Origin of the sequence: Pantoea sp. ANP04 (assembly GCF_041982285.1) — a bacterium.
Lineage (GTDB): Bacteria > Pseudomonadota > Gammaproteobacteria > Enterobacterales > Enterobacteriaceae > Pantoea > Pantoea eucalypti.
On record NZ_JAUTYS010000004.1, the window covers coordinates 260191 to 278430 of the forward strand.

At 54.6% G+C, this 18240-nt stretch carries 13 protein-coding genes; 9 read left to right on the forward strand and 4 right to left on the reverse strand.

The features are described from left to right. Nucleotides 1-199 precede the first annotated feature (199 nt). Together Q7C21_RS08065 and uspE are read left to right on the forward strand one after the other, a co-directional pair. A complete protein-coding gene (locus Q7C21_RS08065; protein ID WP_003853727.1) occupies nt 200-952 on the forward strand; it encodes an FNR family transcription factor in 753 nt (250 codons plus the stop codon). A 117-nt stretch (nt 953-1069) separates the two neighbouring features. Next, nucleotides 1070-2026 carry a universal stress protein UspE gene (gene uspE / locus Q7C21_RS08070; RefSeq protein WP_003853729.1) on the forward strand — a complete coding sequence of 319 codons (957 nt, stop codon included), beginning with the start codon at nt 1070-1072 and terminating at the stop codon, nt 2024-2026. 49 nt (nt 2027-2075) lie between these two features. On the opposite strand, the gene pntB is transcribed toward uspE, so the two are convergent. Both pntB and pntA read right to left on the reverse strand, forming a co-directional pair. Then, nucleotides 2076-3464, reverse strand: coding sequence for a Re/Si-specific NAD(P)(+) transhydrogenase subunit beta (gene pntB / locus Q7C21_RS08075; protein WP_375150599.1), 1389 nt, complete (start codon nt 3462-3464; stop codon nt 2076-2078). A gap of 3 nt (nt 3465-3467) precedes the next feature. Further along, nucleotides 3468-5000 carry a Re/Si-specific NAD(P)(+) transhydrogenase subunit alpha gene (gene pntA / locus Q7C21_RS08080; protein ID WP_375150600.1) on the reverse strand — a complete coding sequence of 511 codons (1533 nt, stop codon included), beginning with the start codon at nt 4998-5000 and terminating at the stop codon, nt 3468-3470. A 539-nt stretch (nt 5001-5539) separates the two neighbouring features. On the opposite strand from pntA, the gene ydgH reads away from it, so the two are divergent. Together ydgH and Q7C21_RS08090 are read left to right on the forward strand one after the other, a co-directional pair. Further along, nucleotides 5540-6493: a DUF1471 family protein YdgH gene (gene ydgH / locus Q7C21_RS08085; RefSeq protein WP_003853736.1), complete on the forward strand. Its 954-nt coding sequence runs from the start codon at nt 5540-5542 to the stop codon at nt 6491-6493. Nucleotides 6494-6696: 203 nt separating this feature from the next. After that, nucleotides 6697-8088: a basic amino acid/polyamine antiporter gene (locus Q7C21_RS08090; RefSeq protein ID WP_375150601.1), complete on the forward strand. Its 1392-nt coding sequence runs from the start codon at nt 6697-6699 to the stop codon at nt 8086-8088. Between the two features lie 133 nt (nt 8089-8221). Here the strand turns inward: Q7C21_RS08090 and Q7C21_RS08095 are convergent, their stop codons facing one another. Next, nucleotides 8222-8635, reverse strand: coding sequence for a hypothetical protein (locus Q7C21_RS08095; protein ID WP_375150602.1), 414 nt, complete (start codon nt 8633-8635; stop codon nt 8222-8224). 178 nt (nt 8636-8813) lie between these two features. Between Q7C21_RS08095 and rstA the strand changes: the two genes are divergently transcribed. The 5 genes from rstA to Q7C21_RS08120 all read left to right on the forward strand — a co-directional run bounded on the left by rstA (nt 8814) and on the right by Q7C21_RS08120 (nt 14138). Next, entirely contained in the window at nt 8814-9539 is a 726-nt protein-coding gene (gene rstA / locus Q7C21_RS08100; RefSeq protein WP_003853741.1) for a two-component system response regulator RstA, read from the forward strand. Next, on the forward strand, nt 9536-10837 hold the full coding sequence (rstB, locus tag Q7C21_RS08105) for a two-component system sensor histidine kinase RstB (protein WP_003853743.1): 1302 nt from the start codon (nt 9536-9538) through the stop codon (nt 10835-10837). The genes rstA and rstB overlap by 4 nt, the downstream gene beginning before the upstream one ends. An 18-nt stretch (nt 10838-10855) precedes the next feature. After that, the gene (locus tag Q7C21_RS08110; RefSeq protein WP_375150603.1) at nt 10856-12343 is read left to right on the forward strand and encodes a carboxypeptidase M32; all 1488 of its coding nucleotides are present in this window, start codon (nt 10856-10858) and stop codon (nt 12341-12343) included. Between the two features lie 159 nt (nt 12344-12502). Then, nucleotides 12503-13033: an acid resistance repetitive basic protein Asr gene (gene asr, locus Q7C21_RS08115; protein WP_003853747.1), complete on the forward strand. Its 531-nt coding sequence runs from the start codon at nt 12503-12505 to the stop codon at nt 13031-13033. A gap of 295 nt (nt 13034-13328) precedes the next feature. Beyond that, a complete protein-coding gene (locus Q7C21_RS08120; RefSeq protein WP_003853749.1) occupies nt 13329-14138 on the forward strand; it encodes a serine protease in 810 nt (269 codons plus the stop codon). 56 nt (nt 14139-14194) lie between these two features. On the opposite strand, the gene hrpA is transcribed toward Q7C21_RS08120, so the two are convergent. After that, nucleotides 14195-18097: an ATP-dependent RNA helicase HrpA gene (hrpA, locus tag Q7C21_RS08125; protein WP_375150604.1), complete on the reverse strand. Its 3903-nt coding sequence runs from the start codon at nt 18095-18097 to the stop codon at nt 14195-14197. Nucleotides 18098-18240 lie beyond the last annotated feature (143 nt).

Here is an 18240-nt window from a genome sequence, read left to right on the forward strand (position 1 = left end):
AATCGTGCAACAGATCACATAAGCGGAAAGTTATCGTGACAGCGGTCTCTACCCGGGTACTGAAAAGCCCGTCACAGCGGCCTTTGACGCCGTGTAACTCATCCATAATGTTTGTGGGTGTAAAACTGCTCGGATGAGTTCCCTTCAGCACAAAAAATGTTAAAATTGACCCCAGTCACTTATCGTCGAGCAAACCATTATGATCCCTGAAAAACGCAGCATACGTCGTATTCAGTCGGGCGGTTGTGCCATTCACTGCCAGGATTGCAGCATCAGTCAGCTCTGCATCCCCTTCACGTTAAATGAACATGAGCTGGATCAGCTCGACAATATCATTGAGCGTAAAAAACCGATTCAGAAAGGGCAAACCCTTTTTAAAGCGGGAGACGAACTCAGGTCTCTGTATGCCATTCGTTCCGGCAGTATTAAAAGCTATACCATTACCGAACAGGGTGATGAACAAATTACCGGTTTCCATCTGGCGGGTGATTTAGTTGGCTTTGATGCCATTTTAAATGCCAGCCATCCCAGCTTTGCGCAGGCGCTGGAAACGGCCATGGTGTGTGAAATTCCTTTTGAAACGCTGGATGACCTGTCAGGTAAAATGCCGGCACTGCGTCAGCAGATGATGCGTTTAATGAGCGGTGAGATTAAAGGCGACCAGGATATGATTCTGCTGTTGTCGAAGAAAAATGCTGAGGAGCGACTGGCGGCGTTTATCTGGAACCTCTCACGCCGTTTCGGCCAGCGCGGCTTTTCACAGCGTGAATTTCGCCTCACCATGACCCGCGGTGACATTGGTAATTACCTGGGCCTGACGGTTGAAACCATCAGTCGCCTGCTGGGCCGTTTTCAGAAGTCCGGTATGCTGGCGGTGAAAGGCAAATACATCACGATTGAAAACCACGCCCTGCTGGAAGAGTTAGCGGGCCAGAGTCACCAGGCCGCCTGATTCAAAGCCGGATCAATAAATCTTATTTTATTGATCCGGCAATAACTTTTTCACTTCTTCCGCTGTACAACATAGGCTATCTTTACTCCAGTCGCTCTGGTTTAAGGAGAACGCCTCATGTCCCAGTACCAAAATATTCTGGTCGCCATTGATGCCCAGCAAGACGATCAGCCCGCGCTGCGACGTGCGGTCTATCTGAATCAACGTATCGGCGGAAGAATCAAAGCCTTCCTGCCTATCTATGACTTCTCATATGAAATGACCACCCTGCTTTCGCCGGATGAGCGCGCGTCTATGCGCCAGGGTGTCATCAGCCAGCGTACCGAATGGATCCGCGAGCAGGCCCGCGCTTATCTTGATGCCGGTGTCGACATTGATATCAAAGTGATCTGGCATAACCGCCCCTTTGAGGCCATCATTCAGGAAGTGCTCGCTCATCAGCATGATCTGGTGCTGAAAATGGCGCATCAGCATGACCGCCTGGAGTCCGTGATTTTCACCCCAACCGACTGGCATCTGCTGCGTAAATGCCCTTGCCCGGTCTGGATGGTCAAAGATCAGCCGTGGCCGGAAGGCGGTAAAGCCATTGTCGCCGTCAATCTTGCCAGCGAAGAGCCGCATCACGATGGCCTGAATCAGAAGCTGATTCGTGAAACGATGAAGCTGGCGGAAAAGGTGAATCAGACCGAAGTCCACCTTGTCGGTGCCTACCCGATTACCCCAATCAATATTGCTATCGAACTGCCCGATTTTGATCCCAGCGTCTACAACGATGCTATCCGGGGTCAGCATCTGGTGGCCATGAAAGCACTGCGCCAGAAATTCTCAATTGGTGAAGAGTTCACCCACGTGGCTAAAGGCTTGCCGGAAGAGGTTATCCCCGATCTGGCCGCGCATCTCGGTGCCGGCGTAGTCGTGCTGGGCACCATCGGAAGGACCGGACTATCAGCGGCGTTCCTGGGCAATACGGCGGAACAGGTGATCGATCATCTGCGTTGCGATCTGCTGGCGCTTAAGCCTGACGATTTCAAGTCGCCGATTGATCTGGATGATGAAGAGGACGAGGAGGATTAACGTCTCCTCGTAAAGAAAATGGGCGGCTGATTAGCTGCCCATTTTTTTATTACAGCGCTTTGAGAATCGCTTCCACGCTGGCTTTGGCATCGCCAAACAGCATCTGGCTGTTCTCCTTAAAGAACAGCGGATTCTGAACGCCGGCATAGCCTGTGTTCATTGAGCGTTTGAACACCACCACGTTGTGCGCCTTCCACACTTCCAGCACCGGCATTCCCGCAATCGGGCTGCGGGGATCATCCTGCGCTGCCGGGTTGACGGTATCGTTAGCACCAATCACCAGCACCGTGTCGGTGTCGCTGAAGTCATCGTTGATTTCATCCATCTCCAGCACCACGTCATAAGGCACTTTGGCCTCGGCCAGCAGCACGTTCATGTGCCCCGGCAAACGCCCCGCGACCGGATGAATGCCGAAGCGCACTTTGATGCCAAGCGCGCGCAGACGTGCCGTGATTTCCGCTACCGGATACTGCGCCTGCGCCACGGCCATGCCGTAGCCTGGGGTAATAATCACCGAGCGGGAGGCTTTAAGCATCTCTGCGGTCTCTTCAGCGGTAATTTCACGATGCTCTCCCGCTTCCTGCGTTTCGTCACCACGACTGACTTCAGTACCGAATCCACCCGCGATCACGCTGATGAACGAACGGTTCATCGCTTTACACATGATATAGGAGAGAATCGCACCGGACGAACCCACCAGTGCACCGGTCACAATCAGCAGATCGTTGCTGAGCATGAAACCGGCGGCGGCGGCGGCCCAGCCTGAATAGGAGTTCAGCATCGATACCACGACCGGCATATCGGCACCGCCAATCGACGCGACCAGATGCCAGCCAAACGCCAGTGCAATCACCGTCATCAGCAGCAACGCAAAGACCTGCGCAGCGGTGCTGCTGGTGTTAACAAACCACAGCAGCAGCAGGAACGAGACCAGCAGCGCCAGCAGATTGAGCTTGTGACGATGCGGTAACGCCAGCGGTTTTGAGGAGATTTTGCCGCACAGCTTGCCAAACGCCACCAGCGAGCCGGTGAAGGTGACGGCACCGATAAAAATACCGATAAACACTTCACTGAGATGGATATTTTCCATCACTGCTGGCAGGCCAGGTGCATGGTCGATATAGCTGTTTATGCCGACCAGTACCGCGGCCAGGCCAACAAAGCTGTGCAGAATCGCGACCAGTTCCGGCATTTCGGTCATTTCGACTTTCTTTGCCATGCGGATACCAATAGCGCCGCCAATCACCATCGCCAGCAGGATCCAGACCACGTTACCGCTGTCCGGACCAAAAATGGTGGCGACCAGCGCAATCGCCATGCCGCTGATACCGAAACTATTACCCCGCTTAGACGTCTCGTGACGCGAGAGACCGGCAAGGCTACAGATGAAGAGAATTGCAGCAACAATATAGGCTGCAGTGACTAATCCGCCAGACATGTCTTACCCCTTACGAAACATTTTCAGCATGCGCTGGGTGACGGTAAAGCCACCAAAGATATTGATGCTGGCAATCAGCACGGCAATAAAGGAGATAAAGGTGACCCAGCCACCGTGCCCCATCTGCAAGACTGCCCCGATCACGATGATGCCGGATATGGCATTGGTCACGGACATCAGCGGCGTATGCAGCGCATGACTGACGTTCCAGACCACGTAATAACCCACCACACAGGCGAGCGCGAACACGGTAAAATGGGAGAGGAAATCGGCAGGCGCCACGTTGGTCAGGCTGCCAAACAGCACGATGGCCAGAGCAATAAGCAGATATTTTCGCCACGGTGAAACAGGTTTCACCTCAATCTTCACTGCCGGTTTCGCGGTTGCCGGTGCAGCCTGAGGTGCAGCGGACACCTGAATCGGCGGTGCCGGCCAGGTGACTTCCCCCTCGCGCACCACAGTCACGCCCCGTACGACTACATCGTCGAAGTCGACCTGGATTTCGCCATTCTTCTCTTTGCACAGCAGCGTCATCAGGTTGACCAGGTTGGTGCCATAAAGCTGGGAGGATTGCGTTGCCAGACGGCTCGGCAGGTCGGTGTAGCCAATGATTTTGACGCCGTCAGGTGTCACAGTAACCTGATCCGCGACGGTCAGCGCACAGTTGCCGCCAGTCTGCGCGGCCAGATCCACAATCACACTGCCGGGCTTCATGCTGGCAACCATCTCTTCGGTGATCAGTTTCGGTGCCGGTTTGCCAGGGATCAGCGCCGTGGTGACAATGATATCGACTTCTCTGGCCTGACTGGCAAACAGGGCCATCTCCGCTTTAATGAACGCCTCGGACATCACTTTGGCATAGCCATCACCGCTGCCAGCTTCCTCTTTGAAGTCGAGTTCAAGGAATTCGGCGCCCATACTCTGCACCTGCTCTTTGACTTCGGGACGGGTATCAAACGCCCGGACAATCGCGCCCAGACTGCCCGCTGCACCAATTGCTGCCAGCCCGGCCACACCTGCCCCAATCACCATCACTTTTGCAGGTGGCACTTTGCCCGCCGCCGTGATCTGCCCGGTAAAGAAGCGACCAAATTCATGCGCAGCTTCCACAATCGCACGATAACCGGCAATGTTTGCCATGGAGCTCAGCGCATCCAGCGACTGCGCCCGTGAAATGCGCGGCACCGAGTCCATTGCCATGACAGTGACCTGACGTGCGGCCAGTTTTGACAGCAGATCGGGATGTTGCGCGGGCCAGATAAAGCTAACCAGCGTGCTACCCGCGCGGGTCAGTGCAATCTCTTCGTCATCGGGTGCATTTACTTTCAGCACGATGTCGGACTGCCAGACCTGATCTCTGTCGCTGAGCGTGGCGCCAGCGGCGATATAGCTTTCATTATCGAAGCTGGCGCGTTTACCTGCGTCACGCTCCACGGTGACACTAAAACCCAGCCTGATAAGTTGTTCCACGGTCTTTGGCGTGGCGGCCACGCGCGACTCGTTTGGCAACCTTTCCTTGGGTATTCCAATTAACATAGTGTTTCCTTTCATCGGTTAAGGATGATGGCCCGTATCTGCACCACGACTGCGCAACTGAAACGCCGTTTCGGTTACTTATAGACGAAATGCATGTATTTCAAAGTGTTTATAACCTACTGAAAATGTGACCAGCGATCTATAGCGTCTGTACAGAGTGATGACATTCACTCAATTATTCAGCGTTCTGCTTAAAAATCGGTGTTAACCCACTGCAAAACAGCCTGACAGGCAAATATTCTGCCAGAGATAATTATGAGCGGGCGAATTAAGCATCAATAAAAACCTATAATTAACAATGCATTAACTGTTTAACCGATATTAGTTATCGCTTTTAGTGATAACCGTGGCTAAAACGGGCCATAACTGCGTTTGATGACAATTAAATGAAAAAATGATGGTTGAATAACGCGATCTGACACAAAAAATCGCTGCGACAGTCTGTTTATAACATGCAATAATCAGCGGCTAATCTGTTATACATCAAGAGTCCAGCACGTTTTCGTACTCATTTTTGCGTAAGGCGAAGGATTATTTTTATGAAGCTGAAGAACACTATTCTGGCGTCCACTTTGTTGTCCCTGCTGGCAGCCAACGCATTCGCTGCGCAGGAGTTAACGCCAGAAAAAGCGGCAGCGTTGAAGCCATTCGAACGTATTAATATCACCGGCCGTTTCAACGCGATCGGCGACGCTGCCGATGCCGTCTCTAAGCGTGCAGATCAGATGGGCGCTGCCTCTTATTACATCCAGGCAATCAACGACAGTAACGGCAACAGCGGTAACTGGCGCGTCACGGCTGACCTCTATAAAGCCGATGCGCCGGCAGCTTCAGCGTCAACAACGTATCGTCGCTTTAACGGCGTTAATGAACTGCCAAAAGCAGAAGCCTACAGACTTGAACCGTTTGATACCGTTTCGGTCAGCGGCTTCTTTGCCAGCCAGCCGGATGTTAACGACGCTATTTCAAAAGCCGCGAAAGAGAAAGGTGCCGCATCATTCTTTATCGTGCGCCAGATTGATGCTAACAGCGGTGGCAACCAGTACGTCACCGCCTATGTCTACAAAGCGGATGCTAAAGAACGTACAGTGCAGACACCAAACGCCATCCCAGCCGATTCAGAAGCAGGTAAAGCTGCGCTGGCAACCGGTGGCGCGGCAGCCGCTAACGTAGAGATTCCTGGCGTGGCCTCATCTGAAACGCCAAGCAACAAAGTGGGCCGTTTCTTCGAAACACAAAGCTCTACCGGTAAGCGCTACACGGTGAATCTGCCTAACGGTAAATCGGTGCAGGAAGTTAACGCGATTACCGCCGCGCAGATGCAGCCGTTTGATACCGTGACTTTCACGGGCCACTTCGGTTCACCTACTGAGGTTTCAGAAGAAGTGGCGAAGCGTGCTTCAGATAAAGGTGCCAAGTTCTATCACGTGACTCGTCAGTGGCAGAACCAGAGTGGCGGTAACCTGACCGTGACGGCTGACCTGTTTAAGTAATCCCTCACAGGGCGGCACCCGCCGCCCTGCTGTTTGCAAACCTGCTTTGTTTTGCATAGTTATGCATTGCCATCCCCTGCCACACTCCGTAAAATCCCCCGCCTGTTTTACCGGATATTGTCCCTGGATTGTGCCATTGGTCTGACATAACCCAGCGATATAATCCGATTTACCCAGCCATATATGCTAGCGGGAAGGTTGTTTTGGAGAAAAAATTAGGTCTCGGTGCGCTGACAGCACTGGTGCTCAGCTCAATGCTGGGTGCAGGTGTGTTCAGTCTGCCGCAAAACATGGCTGCAGTGGCCGGTCCGGCTGCTCTGCTGCTGGGTTGGCTGATCACCGGTGTCGGCATTATCTTTCTTTCGCTGGCGATGTTGCTGTTAACCCGCCTTAAACCCGAACTTGACGGCGGCATCTTTACTTACGCCCGCGCCGGATTCGGCGAACTAATGGGGTTCTGCTCTGCATGGGGCTACTGGCTGTGTGCTGTTATCGCCAATGTCTCCTATCTGGTAATTGTCTTCTCGGCCCTGAGCTTCTTCACCGATACGCCGGACCGGATTATTTTTGGTGATGGCAACACCTGGCAGGCGATGCTGGGCGCATCCGTGCTGCTGTGGCTGGTTCACTGGCTGGTGCTGCGCGGTGTGCAGACAGCAGCCAGCATCAATCTGATGGCCACGCTGGGCAAGCTGGTGCCCTTACTGCTGTTCATTGTGCTGGCGGTGATGGCGTTCAATTATGATCGCTTTCGCTTCGATTTTTCCGGCGTCACGCTGGGGCAACCGCTCTGGGAGCAGATCAAGCAAACCATGCTGATCACTCTTTGGGTCTTTATCGGGGTTGAGGGTGCGGTGGTGGTTTCTGCGCGTGCACGTCAGAAAAAGGATGTGGGCCGTGCAACACTTTTTGCCGTTCTGGCTGCCTTACTGGTCTATTTGCTGGTAACCCTGCTGTCGCTGGGCGTGGTTCCGCGCGCTGAACTGGCTGAAATGCGCAATCCGTCCATGGCGGGATTGATGACAAGACTGATGGGCAACTGGGGCGATGCGGTGATTGCGATTGGCCTGATCGTCTCTGTCTGTGGTGCCTACCTGAGCTGGACGATCATGGCTGCTGAAGTGCCGCTGATTGCTGCGCAGCAGGGGGCGTTTCCTCGCATTATCGCCCGGCAGAACCGACACAACGCGCCGGCCGCCTCGCTGTGGATGACCAACGGCAGCATTCAGCTCTGCCTGATCCTGATTGCCCTGACCGGTGCTAACTACAATAACCTGCTGACCATCGCCTCAGAGATGATTCTGGTGCCCTATTTACTGGTGGGGTTATACCTGATCAAAGTGGTGCGCGGACAGAATAAACTCATGGCGATGGCGGTGGGTGTCGGCGCCAGTCTGTATGGCATCTGGCTGCTCTACGCGTCGGGGCCAATGCACCTGATGGCGTCAGTCGTGCTCTACTCCCCAGGCCTGCTGTTGTTTCTGTTTGCCCGACGCGGCGGCCGCGCTGATGTTGCGCTGACCTCGCTGGAGCGGATTGCAATGGGATTACTGATTGCTGCGACGCTGCCCGCTGTGTGGCAGCTGACCACATAGCGCCGGATCCATCGGGCGTCATTGTTGCAGAGAGTCTGGACACGGGTAGCGCAGGACACGCAGGCGTACATGAGGATAATGAGCGCTGCCCGGTGTCAGACTGACTGATTTACTAGCCTGGTGAGAGAGGTGCTTAGTGTGGCTGCACCGGGATCGACACACACAGCAGGTCATCCTGCTGGGTGAGATTCAGCGGTTTTGAATATTCATGATGGATCGCGTCCAGCTGCTCCGCAGAGAGCGGATAAGGGAGCTGAATATCAAAACGGCTTATCTGCTGCTGTTCTGCGAGCGTAATCAGGCGTGCGATGTTAATTTCGTCGCTGACCTGAGTAGAAATGATTTGTAATGCTAATTCTTTTAACGGGTCGTCACTGCCCTGTAAACGGTGTGCTGATTTACGTGTCACCATGCCAAAGATCGGCATTACACCATAAATAGCATCAACGAAGCTCCAGCGCTTTTTGCAGGAAGCGGAAAGAAAGTCACTATAATTGAAGCAGATGCGGTCGGGGTATATGGCTGATGCCAGCTCTTTATCAGACACACTAACGCTCCTCATGATAATCATCGATATCCCAAACCTGGCGCAAAAATGCCGCGCTAATGATTGCACATATTGACGGTTATATACCAGCAAGCCACGGATATTTCGTGCGATAACGTAGAGCTCAGGACCAGGACAAGATATGATTTCTCTCACGTCTGTTTCTGCTTTGTGAACTATGAACAAAATTGTTTATGTTGAAGATGAACCTGAAGTGGGTTCGCTGATTGCAGCTTACCTGGGTCGTCATGATATTGAGGTGATTGTCGAGACGCGCGGTGATCGTGCTGAAGCGGTGATAGCGGAACAGCAGCCGGATCTGGTGATGCTGGATATCATGTTACCCGGCAAGGATGGCATGACCATCTGCCGCGACCTGCGGGCCAACTGGCAGGGACCGATCGTGTTACTGACGTCACTGGACAGCGACATGAATCATATTCTGGCCCTCGAGATGGGTGCGCAGGATTACATTCTGAAAACCACCCCGCCTGCTGTGCTGCTGGCTCGCCTGCGCCTGCACCTGCGTCAGTCCCATCAGGGACAGCCGGAAGATACACCGAGCGCACCTGCTGCCAACCGTATGCTGCGTTTTGGCTCGCTGACCATTGATGCCCTGAACCGGCAGGTCACGCTGTTTGAGGAGCAGATCGCCCTTTCTACCGCAGATTTCGATCTGCTCTGGGTGCTCGCAAGTCATGCGGGCCAGACACTGAACCGGGATGCGCTGCTGAAAACATTGCGTGGCGTCAGCTATGATGGTTTAGACCGCAGCATCGACGTGGCGATCTCGCGGCTGCGTAAAAAGCTGCACGACAGCGCCACCGAGCCCTTCCGCATCAAAACTATCCGCAACAAAGGCTATCTGTTTGCACCTCAGGCCTGGGATACCCGCGGACTATGAGAAAGCTTTTTATTCAGTTCTATCTGCTGCTGTTTGTCTGCTTCCTGGTGATGGCCTTACTGGTGGGGCTGGTTTATAAGTTCACCGCTGAACGGGCAGGCCGCCAGTCGATGAATGACCTGATGGCCAGTTCGCTCTACCTGATCCGCAGCGAACTGCGCGAGATCCCGCCGCGCGACTGGAATAAGACCATCAAGAGTCTCGATCTTGGTCTCTCATTCGACCTGCACATCGAGCCGATGAACAAATATCAGCTTGATGAAGGCAACATGCGTCGGTTGCGTGCCGGAGAGATTGTTGCGCTCGATGACCAGTACACCTTTTTACAGCATATTCCGCGCAGCCACTATGTGCTGTCAGTCGGACCAATTCCCTATCTTTTCTACCTGCATCAGATGCGGCTGCTGGATATTGCCCTGCTGGTGTTTATTGGCATGTCTCTGGCACTGCCGGTGTTCATCTGGCTTCGTCCCCACTGGCAGGAGATGCAGCGACTGGAAAAAGCAGCGCAGCGTTTTGGCCGGGGTGAGCTGGATGTACGTACCCATTTTGACAGTACCTCCAGCCTCTTTCGGCTTGGTATCGCCTTTAACCAGATGGCCGAGAATATCAATACGCTGGTAGCCAGCAAAAAGCAGCTGATTGATGGCATCGCCCATGAGCTTCGAACGCCGCTGGTGCGCCTGCGTTACCGGTTAGAGATGAGCGACAACCTGACGGATGGTGAACGGGTGGCGCTGAACCGCGATATCGGCCAGCTTGAAAGCCTGATAGAGGAACTGCTGACCTATGCACGACTTGATCGGCCACGCGTCGATCTCAATCTTAAAACACTGGATCTCGCCAGCTGGCTGAGCGAGCGGCTTGACGATTTTCGCACCATCAACCCGGACATACGGCTCGACCTTGATCTGCCACAGCGTGAAAACATCGGCGTTTCTGATACCCGCCTGATGGAACGAGTGCTGGATAACCTGGTGAACAATGCGCTGCGTTATGCTCAGCAGCGGCTGCGTGTCAGTTTATGGTTTGATGGCGCGATCGGGTGTCTGCAGGTGGAAGATGATGGTCCCGGCATTCCGCCGGAAGAGCGTGAACGGGTTTTCGAACCCTTTGTCCGACTTGACCCGAGCCGCGACCGCGCCACAGGCGGCTGCGGATTAGGCCTGGCAATTGTCTACTCTATTGCTCAGGCGCTCAGCGGCAAGGTGACGATTGAGTCCAGCCCGCTGGGCGGCGCCAGCGTTCGCTTTTGCTGGCCGGTTGATCTAACCTTGCGCGAAATTGCGCAGCGTTAAAACCACAAGGAGTCTTACGTGACCTCAGCGTATCAACAACTGACCAAAACTTTCCAGCGCCTGTCCCGTTTCAGTCACGTCACGGCGATTGCCGGATGCGACATGCAGACCACCATGCCGCCGGGCGGCAGTCAGGCTCGCGGTGAAGCACTGGCTGAAATGAGCGTGCTGCAACACCAGATTCTGACTGCCCCTCAGGTCGGTGAGTGGCTTAAGGCTGCTGAGCAGCAGTCGCTGAACGATGTCGAGCGGGCCAATCTCAACGAGATGCAGCGCGCATATCACCAGGCAACGCTGCTGCCTGATGATTTTGTTGAAGCCAAATCGATCGCCGGTTCGGTCTGCGAACATGCATGGCGCACTCAGCGTCCCGCCAATGACTGGCAGGGTTTTGCCGCCAACCTCAAAGAGGTGGTCCGCCTGAGCCGTGAAGAGGCCCAGCGCCGCGCCGACGCCAGTGGCTGTTCCCGTTACGATGCGCTGCTGGATCTCTATGAACCAGGTATGACCCGGGCCCGACTGGATCAAACCTTTGGCGAACTGAAAACCTGGCTACCTGAGCTCTTACAGCAGGTCGTGGAAAAACAGGCACAGCAGAAGGTCATAACGCCGCAGGGGCCATTCGCCGTGCCTGCGCAGCGGCAGCTCGGTCTGAGCATTATGGAGACGCTGGGTTTCGACTTTAACCACGGTCGTCTGGACATCAGTGCACATCCCTTCTGTGGCGGTGTGCCGGAAGATGTGCGCATTACCACCCGTTACAATGAGAATGAGTTTCTCAGTGCCATGATGGGCGTGATTCACGAAACCGGCCATGCTCGCTATGAACAGAATCTGCCGAAGCAGTGGCGCGGTCAGCCGGTAGCACTGGCGCGATCAACGGCTATCCACGAATCACAAAGCCTGTTTATGGAGATGCAGCTTGGTCGCAGCCGTGAATTCCTGCAGCGCATTCTGCCGCAGGTGATCGCCACCTTTGGCGATCAACCCGCCCTGCAGGCGGATAATTTCGTGCGCCTGACCCAGCGGGTTTTGCCTGGCCTGATCCGGGTTGACGCTGACGAGCTCAGCTATCCGGCGCATGTCATTTTGCGCTACGAAATTGAGCAGGCGTTGATCGAAGGGGACATTGAGGTTGAAGATATCCCGGCGCTGTGGGATGAGAAGATGATGCAGTCGCTGGGGCTGGATACGCGGGGTAACTACCGCGATGGTTGTATGCAGGATATTCACTGGACCGACGGCGCCTTCGGCTACTTCCCCACCTATACGCTGGGCGCAATGTACGCCGCGCAGCTGTTCCAGTCGTTACAGAAGGCTATTCCTCAGCTCAGTGAGCTGATTCAGCATGGTGAGCTGCAGCCGGTGTTCGACTGGCTGCAACAGAATATCTGGCAGCACGGCAGCCGTTTCCAGACCGACCAGTTGCTGATCAACGCCACTGGCGAAGCGCTGAACCCGGCTTTCTTCCGCCAGCACCTTGAACAACGTTACCTTAATAGCTAAGCTTTCGGGCGGTCATCTGACCGCCCTTTCCCGCCTTTGTACAATCGGTTACACGCCGATACCAAACACCCACGGACACCGTTCATTGATTTCCCTATAGTCTCTTCACCGGCCCCGCAGTGGGCTACACATGAAAAAATAGTCTCCGAGGGATTTGCGATGAAAAAATTATTTGCACTGGTTGTCGCCGCTGCTATGGGTATGTCTTCTGTTGCTTTCGCTGCTGACACCACAGCTGCTCCAGCTGCTGCGCCAGCCGCAACAACTACTACTCCTGCCGCTGCAGCACCGGCTAAAACTGTTCACAAGACTGCGCACAAGAAACACCATAAAGCTGCTCAGAAAGCCCAGGCTGCTAAGAAACACCACAAAAAAGCGGTGAAAAAAGATGCAGCGCAGAAAGCGCAGGCTGCTAAAAAAGTTCACCACAAAAAAGCGGTAAAACCTGCTGCACAGAAAGCTCAGGCCGCTAAAAAAGTTCACCACAAAAAAGTAACTAAACCAGCCGCTCAGAAAGCGCAGGCTGCTAAAAAAGTTCATCACAAAAAAGTAACTAAACCAGCTGCCCAGAAAGCTCAGGCTGCTAAAAAAATGCACCACAAAAAAGTAACTAAACCAGCTGCCCAGAAAGCGCAGGCTGCTAAGAAAATGCACCACAAAAAAGTTGTGAAACCAGCAGCTAAAAACTAAGGTCGCCTTCAGCGCACGGCCACGAGATGATGAATAAAAACACCCGGTTCTGCCGGGTGTTTCTTTACTGGAGTGGATGAAATGACGAGAGTGGATGAAATAGTGCGTCGCTATCGCTTCGAAATTATTCTGCTTGTTATGATCCTGTGTGGCATTGTTGCAGCCAGCTTTTTTATTTAGACGCTGTAGCGTACTGATTAACCAATAAAACTCCCTTTTTCAACGCTCACCGACTATAGTTACCGTACTTACGTAATAACAATAACGTTAATTTTTTCTCGCCATTGAGATTTCTATGCGCCTGGCTACCTTGTTAATGGTTGGACTCTTCAGCTTTGCCACCACGGTTCATGCCGATGATGACGATGACTCACCTACTCCTGCTGAGATTAAGATGCTGTTCTTCGGCAAGGATCATCGCCAGGCAATCACCGATATTACTGCTGCCCCCTGGGATGCCATTGGCCAGCTGGAAACCGAAAGTGGTAACCTCTGTACTGCCACGCTCATCTCTCCCCATCTGGCCCTGACCGCCGGACACTGTCTGCTTTCCCCGCCCGGGAATTTCGATAAGCCGGTTGCGCTGCGATTTATGGCCAGCGATAAAGGCTGGCGCTACGAGCTTCATGATATTGATGCGCGGGTGGAACCTTCGCTGGCGTCAAAATTAAAAGCGGATGGCGAAGGCTGGATCGTGCCGAGCAGTGCAGCACCCTATGATTACGGCATCGTGATATTACGCAATCCGCCTTCAGCGATTACGCCCATTCCCTTGTTTGATGGCTCACGCAGCGATCTCACGGCGGCGCTGAAGCTGACCGGACGTAAAGTGACGCAGGCAGGCTATCCGGCCGATCATCTGGATACGCTCTACTCCCACAGCGATTGCCTGATTACCGGCTGGGCGCAACGTGCGGTGCTGTCGCATCAGTGTGACACGCTGCCGGGTGACAGTGGTTCACCGCTGCTGCTTAAAAGCGATAATGGCTGGCAGTTAATCGCGGTACAAAGCTCTGCGCCCGCAGCGAAAGATCGCTATCTGGCTGACAACCGCGCAATTTCGGTCACCTCGTTTAAAGACAAGCTGGAATCCCTCGCGCAGTAACCGCACTGACGCTTTACCATTGGGTGCGCGCCTGTTAAGACGCGCACCCTGGCTTTTTAAGCCGCTATCTGTTCCATCGTCTGCAGGATGCGCTTATCTGAAATGGGATAAGGTGTGCCTAACTGCTGAGCAAAGTAACTGATACGTAGCTCTTCAATCATCCAGCGGATGTTCTGAACCTCTTCATCATCCTGACGCTGCGGCGGCAACTTATTACGCCACGCCTGATACGCCTGTTCCACTGCCTGCACTTTTAACATGCGCGCCCGATCGCTGTGCGGGTCAGCAGGCAGCTTTTCGAGCCGCCGTTCAATACCATTCAGATAACGCAGCGTATCGGCCAGTCGCTGCCAGCCATTGCCGGTGACAAAGCCGCGATAGACCAGACCATTTACCTGCGCCTTGATATCCGATAATGCCAGCGCCATGGTCATATCAACCCGGCCTTTCAGACGCTTATTGATGTTGAAGACGGCCGTGAGGATCTGCTCAACCTGTTGTGCGATCGTCACAACGGTCTCATTGAGTTCACCGCGCACTTTGTCACGCAACTGCTCAAACGCGCCCTGGTCCCAGGCCGGACCGCCCGCTTCACCTATCAGCTTATCAATACCACAGGCGATACAGTCGTCGATGAGCTCCAGCACTTTGCCATAAGGGTTAAAGTAGAGTCCGAGCTTGGCTTTGTTCGGCAATTTCTCGTGCAGATATTTAACCGGAGACGGCACATTCAGCAGCAGCAAGCGACGCTGACCGCGCCACATCATTTTTTGCTGCTCCTGCTCGCTGTCAAACAGGCGAATGGCGACGCTCTCTTTCTCATCGACCAGCGCAGGCCAGGCTTTGACCTGATAGCTGCCGCGCTTCTGTTCATAGCTGCGCGGCAGATCGCCGAAGCTCCAGATGTGCAGTCCGCTCTGCTCCAGCCCGTCATCCGCCACTTTCGATAGCGTTTCCTGCACTTTATCTTTCAGCTGCGCCTTGAGCGCGGTGAGATCTTTACCTTCCAGCAGTTTACGGTTGTTCTCGTCTACCACGCGGAACGTCATTTTCAGATGATCGGGCACCTGTTCCCACTGCCAGTTTTCACGTTCCAGCGTGACACCGGTCATGCGGCGAAACTCACGCGACAGCGCATCAAGCAGTGGCATCTCCATCGCCTTCACGCGTCCCAGAAACGCTTCAGCGTAGTTGGGAGCTGGCACCAGATTACGGCGCAGCGGTTTGGGCAGCGACTTAATCAGCGCGATGATCAGCTCACGACGCACGCCTGGGATCTGCCATTCAAAGCCGCTATCCTCAACCTGATTCAGCAGCGGCAGCGGAATATGCACCGTGACGCCATCCGCATCGGCACCTGGCTCGAACTGATAACTCAGCCTGAGTTTGAGGTTGCCCTGATGCCAGAAATTGGGGTAGTCGAGCTGGCTGACTTTATCCGCGCCTTCTTTGATCAGCATCTGCTTGTCGAAGTTCAGCAGCTCGGCGTTTTCACGGCTGGCCTGCTTCCACCAGCTGTCAAAATGCTTCGCCGACACCACCTCTTTGCCAATGCGCTGGTCATAAAAAGCAAACAGCGTTTCGTCATCCACCAGGATGTCGCGGCGACGGGATTTGTGTTCCAGATCTTCCACTTCACTACGCAGCTTCTGGTTAGCCCGGAAGAAAGCATGACGCGTCTGCCAGTCGCCTTCCACCAGCGCGTGGCGGATAAACAGCTCACGGCTCAGTGTAGGATCGATGCTGCCATAGTTCACTTTGCGAGCGGCCACAATCGGCAGACCATAGAGCGTGACTTTTTCAGCGGCCATCACCGCGCCCTGCGATTTCTCCCAGTGCGGTTCGCTGTAGTTGCGCTTAATCAGATGCTGCGCCAGCGGCTCAATCCACTCTGGCTCAATGCGCCCCGCCGTGCGGCCCCACAGGCGGCTGGTCTCAACCAGCTCCGCGACCATGGCCCACTTCGGCGGCTTCTTAAACAGCCCGGAGCCAGGGAAGATGGCGAAGCGGGTGTTGCGTGCCCCGGTATACTCCTGCTTATCGGCATCTTTCTGACCGATATGCGACAGCAGACCGCTTAACAGCGCGCAGTGAACGGGCTGCAGCTCAGCCGGTTCGCTGTTCACCGGAATCCCCAGTTCCCGCACCACCTGCCGCAGCTGGGTATAGATATCCTGCCATTCCCGCACGCGCAGATAGTTAAGGAAGTCGGTTTTGCACTGACGACGGAAAACATTGCCGGACAGCGCTTTCTGCTGATCCGCCAGATAGTTCCAGAGATTCACGTAGGCAAGAAAGTCGGAGTCTTTATCAGCAAAGCGTCGATGCTTCTCATCCGAAGCCTGCTTTTTATCTGCCGGACGCTCACGGGGATCCTGAATCGACAGGCCTGCGGTGATAATCATCACTTCGCGCACGCAGCCAAATTTCTGCGCTTCCAGCACCATCCGCGCCAGGCGAGGATCCACGGGCAGCTGCGCCAGCTGACGCCCGGATCCGGTCAGCTTGTAGTGACCGTTCTCTTCATTCAGCGTCAGCGCCCCCAGCTCTTCCAGCAGACGGACACCATCCTGAATATTGCGTTTATCGGGTGCTTCCACAAACGGGAAGGCGGCAATATCGCCCAGACCCAGCGAGGTCATCTGCAGGATAACCGACGCCAGGTTGGTGCGCAGGATTTCAGGATCGGTAAAGGCCGGACGACTCAGGAAGTCATCTTCTGCGTAGAGGCGAATACAGATACCGTCTGACACACGCCCGCAGCGCCCTTTACGCTGATTGGCAGACGCCTGGGATATGGGCTCAATCGGCAGACGCTGCACTTTGGTGCGGAAGCTGTAACGGCTGATACGCGCCGTGCCGGGATCGATCACATATTTAATTCCAGGCACCGTCAGTGAGGTTTCCGCAACGTTGGTCGCCAGCACGATGCGACGACCGCTGTGCGACTGAAACACCCGATTCTGCTCAGCATTGGACAGCCGGGCATAGAGTGGCAGCACTTCGGTGTGCGGAAGATCGCGTTTGTTGAGCGCGTCGGCGGTATCGCGTATTTCGCGCTCGCCGCTCATAAAGATCAGGATATCGCCACGGCTTTCCCGTCCCAGTTCATCCACCGCATCAAAAATCGCCTGCAGCTGATCACGGTCGCCATCATCCGCCTCTTCGACCACCGGACGATAGCGCACTTCAACAGGATACGTGCGGCCAGAAACTTCAATCACCGGCGCATTATTGAAATGACGGGAGAAGCGCTGAGGATCGATGGTAGCGGAAGTGATGATAACTTTCAGATCGGGGCGGCGTGGCAACAGCTCACGCAGATAACCGAGCAGGAAGTCGATATTCAGGCTGCGTTCATGGGCTTCATCAATGATGATGGTGTCATATTGCATCAGCAGGCGATCCTGCTGGATTTCCGCCAGCAGAATCCCGTCAGTCATCAGTTTAATCTGCGTCAGATCGCTGACCTGGTCGTTGAACCGCACTTTGTAGCCGACACAGCCGCCCAGTGAGGTGCTGAGCTCATCGGCAATGCGGTTCGCCACGGTCCGCGCGGCCAGACGGCGCGGCTGAGTATGGCCAATCAGCCCGGTAACACCGCGTCCCAGTGCCAGACAAATTTTCGGCAACTGGGTGGTTTTACCTGAACCGGTTTCACCAGCGACAATCACCACCTGATGATCGCGAATCGCCTCAGCAATATCCTGCTGCTTCTGACTCACCGGCAGATTGTCCGGGAACGTAATCGCTGGGGTAGCCGCGCGGCGCTGGGCCACGCGCTGTTCGGCGGCGACGAACTCCAGCGCCAGCTCGCTGGCAATGCCCTGCTGCGCCTCAGGATTTTTGGTTTTTCTGGCTCCCTGCAGGCGGCGCTGTAGCCGCTGGCGATCGCGCAGCATTAAACCGTCGAGCCGTGACCAGAGCGCTGCCAGTGGGGAAGTATCGGGTGATGACATAATTGTGACGTACCTTACTCAGACGGTGTCGCTACGTAAAGCAGCGCCCTGAAGCCGGGGTAACCAGCTGATTCAATAAAATAATTGCGCGTATCATAGCACATTCTGAACTGTTCAGGCGGCAGCTCCCGGTTACGCTTATT